General features: G+C 75.6%; 5 protein-coding genes. 1 reads left to right on the top strand and 4 read right to left on the bottom strand.

Going from position 1 to position 6,193, the window contains the following annotated elements:
• Positions 1-40: 40 nt before the first annotated feature.
• From K6I33_RS30120 to K6I33_RS30135, 4 genes are all read right to left on the bottom strand, one after another.
• Positions 41-1,963 carry a CRTAC1 family protein gene (locus tag K6I33_RS30120; protein WP_229357715.1) on the bottom strand — a complete coding sequence of 641 codons (1,923 nt, stop codon included), beginning with the start codon at positions 1,961-1,963 and terminating at the stop codon, positions 41-43.
• A 41-nt stretch (positions 1,964-2,004) separates the two neighbouring features.
• On the bottom strand, positions 2,005-2,991 hold the full coding sequence (locus K6I33_RS30125; RefSeq protein WP_229357716.1) for a DUF1702 family protein: 987 nt from the start codon (positions 2,989-2,991) through the stop codon (positions 2,005-2,007).
• A 177-nt stretch (positions 2,992-3,168) separates the two neighbouring features.
• Entirely contained in the window at positions 3,169-3,933 is a 765-nt protein-coding gene (locus K6I33_RS30130) for an SDR family NAD(P)-dependent oxidoreductase (protein ID WP_229357717.1), read from the bottom strand.
• A 51-nt stretch (positions 3,934-3,984) separates the two neighbouring features.
• Entirely contained in the window at positions 3,985-4,725 is a 741-nt protein-coding gene (locus K6I33_RS30135; RefSeq protein ID WP_229357718.1) for a winged helix-turn-helix transcriptional regulator, read from the bottom strand.
• Between the two features lie 117 nt (positions 4,726-4,842).
• Here K6I33_RS30135 and K6I33_RS30140 point away from each other — a divergent pair, with 117 nt between their 5' ends.
• Positions 4,843-5,919, top strand: coding sequence for a bifunctional 2-polyprenyl-6-hydroxyphenol methylase/3-demethylubiquinol 3-O-methyltransferase UbiG (locus K6I33_RS30140; protein WP_229357719.1), 1,077 nt, complete (start codon positions 4,843-4,845; stop codon positions 5,917-5,919).
• Positions 5,920-6,193: the final 274 nt, after the last annotated feature.

Here is a 6,193-nt window from a genome sequence, read left to right on the forward strand (position 1 = left end):
GCCTGGGAGGCGGGGGCGGTGGTCGTCACGGGGCACCTCTTCAGGAGAGGACGACGGTGTGGGCACCGGGCGCCAGGGACCGGGTGGTCCGGTGCGGCCCGGTGGCGTCGCGCCAGGTGATCTCGACGGCGACCGGTCGTGCGGCGTCGGCTCCGGCCCCCAGCCCGAAGAGCAGCTCGGAGCTGTTGACGCCGGTGTGCCCGTTGGCCGGCTGGAGCTGCTGGGTCCGGGTCCGGCCGTCGGCGGTGCGGACGGTGACACGGGCGCCGATCGCCGGGGTGGTGGCCGTGCCGCCCGGCACCGCGGCGGGCACGACCGGGCGGAGCGCCAGGTACGGCCCGGCGGTGGGGCCGGTGTTGCGGTGGTGGACGGACCGGCCCCACTGGTTGGCCACGACGATGTCGAGGCGTCCGTCGCCGTCGGCGTCGGTGAGGGCGAAGGAGCGGCTGGGCACCTTCTCGTCGAGCCCGGTCGCCCGGGCCAGGTCGGTGTAGCGGCCGTCCGCGTTGCGGACCCAGAAGCGGTTGCCGGCGTCGCCGGAGAGGTCGTCGCCGGGTTTGACGCGCGGCCAGCTCAGCGGGGAGTGCAGCAGGCTGTCGTTGGCCATGGCGAGCTCCTGGAGCTCGGGCCATTTGTTGGTGCCACCCTTGACGAAGCCGACGGCCTGGAGGATCTGGGGAGTGCCGCTGTGGTCGAAGTCGCCGGTCTTGACGTCCCAGGACCAGCCGGAGCGGGACAGGCCCAGGTCCTCGCTGCGGTCGCGGTAGGGGGCGACGCCCTTGGCGAGGTCGGAGACCGGGCCGTTACGGGTGAAGACGAAGTTGCTCTCCTCCAGGGCGTACGGGAGCGTGATGTTGCTGACGAGGATGTCGGGTTCGCCGCGTCCGGTGAGGTCGGCGAAGGCGACGCCCATGCCCTTGAAGGAATCGTGGCCGAGGACCTTGGACTTGGGGGTGGTGAAGGTGCGGCGGCCCTCGGCGAGGGAGAAGGCCGGCCGGCCCGGCCGGGAGTGGTTGACCAGCAGCCGGTCGGGGCCGAAGTCGTTGGCGATGTAGAGCTCGGGCAGCCCGTCGCCGTCGAGGTCCTGGGCGCCCAGCGCGAGGGCCCAGCCGTGGCGGACGCCCGCGGGCAGGGCGTCGGGCTCGTCCCGGAAGCGGGCCTCCGGCCGCGGCCCGCTCAGGCCCGAGTGCCACAGCAGGACATGGGTGCTGCCCGCGTTGCGGGCGTTGGACATGCCGTCCTGCATGGCCATCCGGGGGTCGTCGGCGGCCTCGGTGTCGAGGACCTTGGCGCCGTCCGGGAAGTAATTGCCGACGATGACGTCGGGGTGGCCGTCGCCGTCGACGTCGGTGAGGTTGACGGTGGTGGTGTTCCACACGCGCATGGGCGAGACGAGTTCGGTGGCGTGGAAGGCGGTGGCGGACGGCGCGACGGGCTTGCCGTCGGTGCCGGTCCTCCGCAGGAAGAGGACCGGGGAGCGGCCCCAGTAGTAGACGAGGACGCCGGTGAGCCCGTTCTGGGCGAAGTCACCGGTGACACAGCCCATGGGGGCCATGGTGCGCGGGTTCCAGGGCAGCCCGTCCGGGGTCAGGGTGAAGGGGGCGTACCGTCCGGCGGAGCCCGGCAGGGGGCGGACGGTCACGGAGTCGTCGCGGGGGTCGACGAGGCAGACGTCGCCGTCGCGGCCGGTGCCCGCGATGTCGCCGACGGCGGCGCTCGCCCCGACGGCCGAGATCCACGCGGAGATCCGGCGCAGTGCGGGCTGCACCCGCCGTTCGGTGCGGGCCCCGGCGGGGTCGCCGTTGAGGTACTCGGTGGAGAAGCGGAAGCGCTCGGCCAGCCGGTCCCGTTCCGCCGCCGACGTGCCGGGCCGGACGGCCGCCACGCCCAGACAGGACGCGATCACCACGGCGACCACGGGCGCGGCGAGCGCTCGCCACTCGATGCGGGGCACGCGGGGCATGTTCCCTCCGTAATCGGCCGGCCGGGCGTCCAGGCGAGGGGTCAGCGGGAGGCGAGCGCGCTCCCGCTGATCAGGGCCCGCCAGGCGAGGAAGTCGCCGAGGCTGCCGTCGCCGCGCAGCTTCCGTTCCGCGTCCAGCGTCCAGCCCGCGGCCGTCACCGCGTCGACGCCCACGAGCCGGAGGACTCCCCGGTGGGTGTGCTCGGGGATGTGGCCGCCCCGGCGGCGGGCCTCGGCGGCGAAGGCGGCGCCCTGGGCCAGGTGCTGCCAGTACGGCCCGGAGCGCTCGCGCAGCCGGTCCAGCTCGGTGTCGGTGGCGCCCCCGGCGTAGCAGGCGGCCAGGCCGACGCCGCTCCACAGGTGGGAGCGGCGGTCCTCGGGGAAGGCGGCGACGGTGTCGGCGATGCGGTCGGGGTCGGCCGCCTCGACGAACCACAGGCTCCGCCCGAGGCCCTGGTGGCGTACGGTGCCGCCGGGCCGGGGCGGGCTCTTGCGGGCGAGCCGGGCCACGGCCGTGCGCCCGCCGAAGTAGCCGTGCGAGAAGCCGAGGCCGTCCAGGGCGAGCCAGCCCAGCAGCGGGTCGAGGCCGAGCATGCGCCGGGCCCCGGGCAGCGGGGCCTTGGCCAGGGCCCAGCCCGCGCCCACGTGGACGAGGTGGACGTAGTCCCGGCCGGGCCCCCTGAGCAGGGCGCGGACGCGGCGCCCCCGGGTGAGGGCGACGGTGTCGAGGAGGGCGCAGGCCATGCCCGCGCCCTCGTAGGCGAAGCCGCGTTCGACGGCGTCGAGGGCCGTCAGCCGCTCCTGGACGGCGGCGGGGGCCGCCGTGAGGGCCGTGTTGAAGCCGGTGAGGAAGGAACGGCCGTGGCGTTCCAGGATCCGGCGGCTCTCCGGTCTGTCGCAGGGGAAGCCGCGGACCGCGAAATCGGCCGTCTCCTCGCGCAGGCACAGCCGGCGGGCCCAGCGGGGGGCCGCGGGGCCGGGCCGGGCACGGGTGCGCGAGCGGGGCGGAGCTGAAGGCTTTCCGGGCATGTGCGACCCCCGTCCTGTCCTCAAGGGTGGTGCGCCGCCGGGGAGTTCTCCGGCGCGGGTCGGCGACCGGACTCGAACACAGTGCGTATTGCTATCAGTTGTGGAAGTGACGGTCAACACACCCGGTTCGCGGCTCCGGGGATTCGGCCGAAAAGACCGCCCGGTCCCGGCCGCCGTTCACCGGAGTTGCCCGGCCGGGCGCAGCAGCACCTCGCCGATCGCCATGTGGCGGGGCCGGGTGACGACGTGGACGATCGTCCCGGCGACGTCCTCGGGGCGCAACGGGGTGCCGGGGTCGAAGCCGTCGGCGAGGGCGGCGAGCACCTCGGGCCGGGAGTGGGTGGGCAGTTCCGTGGCGACGAAGCCGGGCTCGACGACGCAGACCCGTACGTGGCGGCGGGCGACCTCCTGGCGCAGGGCCTCGCTGAAGCCGTTCACCCCGAATTTGGCGGCGTTGTAGAGGGCCGTGTTCGGCGTGGCGACGCGGCCGCCGATGGAGCTGACGTTGACGACGTCGGCGACGCGCCGGGGGCCGTCGGCGGCGGCGCGCAGCAGGTGCGGCAGGGCGGCGCGGGTGACGAGGGCGGTGCCCAGCAGGTTGACGCCCACCATGCGGTGCCACTCCTCGGTGGGGGCGCCCTCGACGGGGCCGAGCAGCAGCACCCCGGCGGCGTTCACGACGACGTCCAGCCGTCCGTGGGCGGCGAGGGCCGCCTCGACGGCGGTCACCGCGCCGGACTCCGTGGCGAGGTCGGCCTCGGCGACGAACGCCCGGCCGCCCAGCGCCTCGACGGCCTCGGCGACCTTCAGGAGGCGGTCGCCGCGCCGGGCGACGAGCGTGACGCGGGCGCCCTCGGCGGCGAGGGCCAGGGCGGTGGCCTCGCCGATGCCGCTGGAGGCGCCGGTCACCAGGGCGGTGGTGCCTGTCAGTGCGTCGCTCACGACGGTGATCCCTTCCTCGGGGACGACCGGCCCGTGCGGCCGCCCTGTTCGTCAGCCGGGCGGGGCGGCGGCCGCCACCGGCTCCCCTGAGGGGGCGGCCGGCACCGCCGGGGCGGTCGCGGCGGGCGGCCGGGCGGCGTCCAGCAGCCCCATGAACTCCACGCAGCGCCGGGCGGCCTCCGGATCTCCCTCGATCCGCAGCCGGCCGGAGATCAGCGCCTCGAAGGGGGTGCGCATCCCGGCGCCGATGCTCACGAACGTCTCGGCGTCCGTGACGACGACCAGGGCCGGGGCGCCGGCGGGCCCGCGCCGGGTGACGGCGCGCCCGTCGGCCACCTCGATGTGGAACGTCTCGTCGGCCACGCGGAATTCGTAGCTCTCGTCGGTCCCGGGCAACGGCCGGCCGTGGATCATCGCCTGGACGGCCAGGATGCCCCAGGAGGCACGGACGGCGCCGCCGCGCGCCTCCTCCTCGCCCAGGAACGCCATCCCCCACCGGGCCAGCGCCAGCAGGGGCTCCCTGAGCTGCTCGCCGCGCTCGGTGAGGCGGTAGCGCCGGCCCCGCCCGTCGCCGGGCACGGCCGCCGACTCCAGCACCCCGTGCGCGGCGAGCGCCCGCAGCCGGTCGGAGAGCAGATTGGGGCCGAGGCCCGGCAGATTGCCCAGGATCTCGTTGAAGCGCGCCGGGCCGATGAGGAGCTCCCGGACGATGAGCAACGCCCAGCGCTCGCCGACGACATCGAGCCCGGCGGCGAGTCCGCAGAACTGCCCGTAATTCCGCTTGCCCTTCATGACGCACCCTCAGCTTCCGCCCCCATTACTACACTTCATGGTAGCAATGGGCCCGCCACCGGCGTGAGCAACCTGGGAGAAGGCGACCCTCCGGGCCGTTCACTACAGTCGGGCGCCATGGACGGATGCGACAGCACTGCCGTGCAAGCGTTCGCCGGCCGCTTCCTGGACGACGTGAGCGGCGGGATGACCAGCGTCCTCGTCGCCCTGGGCGACCGCCTGGGCCTCTTCCGCGCGCTCGCCGACGGCGGCCCGGCGACGAGCGCGGAGCTCGCCGCCCGTGCCGGCCTGGACGAGCGTCCCGTCCGCGAATGGCTCCTCGGCCTTCTCGGCGCGGGCTACCTGGACGTCCGGCACGTCGGAGAAGACCCGGTCTTCTCCCTGTCCCCCGAACACGCCGCCGTACTGGCGCGCGACGACTCGCCGTTCTTCCTGGGCGGCGCGGCCGGGCTCGTCCCCGCGCTCGCCGGGATGCTGGAGCCCGTCGCCGAGACGTTCCGCTCGGGCGGCGGCGTCCCGCGCGAGGCGTACCCCGAGGCCCTCTACCGGACGATGTGGCGGATGAGCGCCAGCTGGCTGGGCACCCTGCTGCTCCCCCAGTGGATCCCGGCGGTCGACGGCCTGGCCGGGCGCCTGGCGGCCGGCGCCCGCGTCGCCCACCTGGGCAGCGGTGCCGGCCACGCCCTCGTACTGATCGCCGGGGCCTACCCCCGCACCCGTTGCACGGGCTACGACCCGCTGCGGCTCAACGTCGACCGCGCGCGCCGGGAGGCGGCGGACGCCGGGGTGTCCGGCCGCGTGGAGTTCGTCCACGGCGACGCCGCCGACCTGCTGCCCGGCACGGGCGACCACGCGCTCGTCCTCGCCCTCGACGTGCTCCACGACGCCCCCGACCCGGCGGCGGCCCTCCGCGCGGTCCGGGCCGCCCTCGCCGACGACGGGGTGCTCCTCCTCCTGGAGAGCGCGGGCACCGAGCGCGCCACGGACAACCGCGGCGCGCCGGCCGCCCTGCTGTACGGGGCGAGCGTGCTGTACAGCGTGCCGGTCTCGCTGGCCGCGAAGGGGAGGGCGCCGGGGATGCTGGGGCTGCCGGCGGGGGCGTTGCGCGCGCTGTGCGCCGACGCCGGGCTGCGGTCGGTACGGCAGCTGACGCCGCCGACGCCGCTCAACGCACTGTACGAGATCAGGCCTTGAGAGTGCCCCGGTCCCGCGCCGAGATCAGCCCCGCCGGCGTTTGAGGCGCGGGGTCCGGGGGCGGAGCCCCGGGAAACGGTGAAAGGGCGGGACCGGGGCCAGGAACCCACCCGAGAGGGGAACCCGTGCGCCCCACCTGGACCCCCGCCGACGAGCCGGCCCTGACGGGCCTCGACGTCACAACCATCGCCGTCCCGCTGGACCACACCCGCCCCGACGGCGGGACCGTCGGTCTGGCCCTGGCCCGCCACCCCGCCAACGTCGCCACCAAAAC

The sequence above is a fragment of the Streptomyces sp. UNOB3_S3 genome, from assembly GCF_020740895.1.
Lineage (GTDB): Bacteria > Actinomycetota > Actinomycetes > Streptomycetales > Streptomycetaceae > Streptomyces.

Bases quoted from the DNA above. Each gene is read 5' to 3' on its own strand.
- K6I33_RS30140 (WP_229357719.1), top strand. From the start codon at position 4,843: ATGGACGGATGCGACAGCACTGCCGTGCAAGCGTTCGCCGGCCGCTTC.
- K6I33_RS30125 (WP_229357716.1), bottom strand. From the start codon at position 2,991: ATGCCCGGAAAGCCTTCAGCTCCGCCCCGCTCGCGCACCCGTGCCCGG.
- K6I33_RS30120 (WP_229357715.1), bottom strand. From the start codon at position 1,963: ATGCCCCGCGTGCCCCGCATCGAGTGGCGAGCGCTCGCCGCGCCCGTG.
- K6I33_RS30135 (WP_229357718.1), bottom strand. From the start codon at position 4,725: ATGAAGGGCAAGCGGAATTACGGGCAGTTCTGCGGACTCGCCGCCGGG.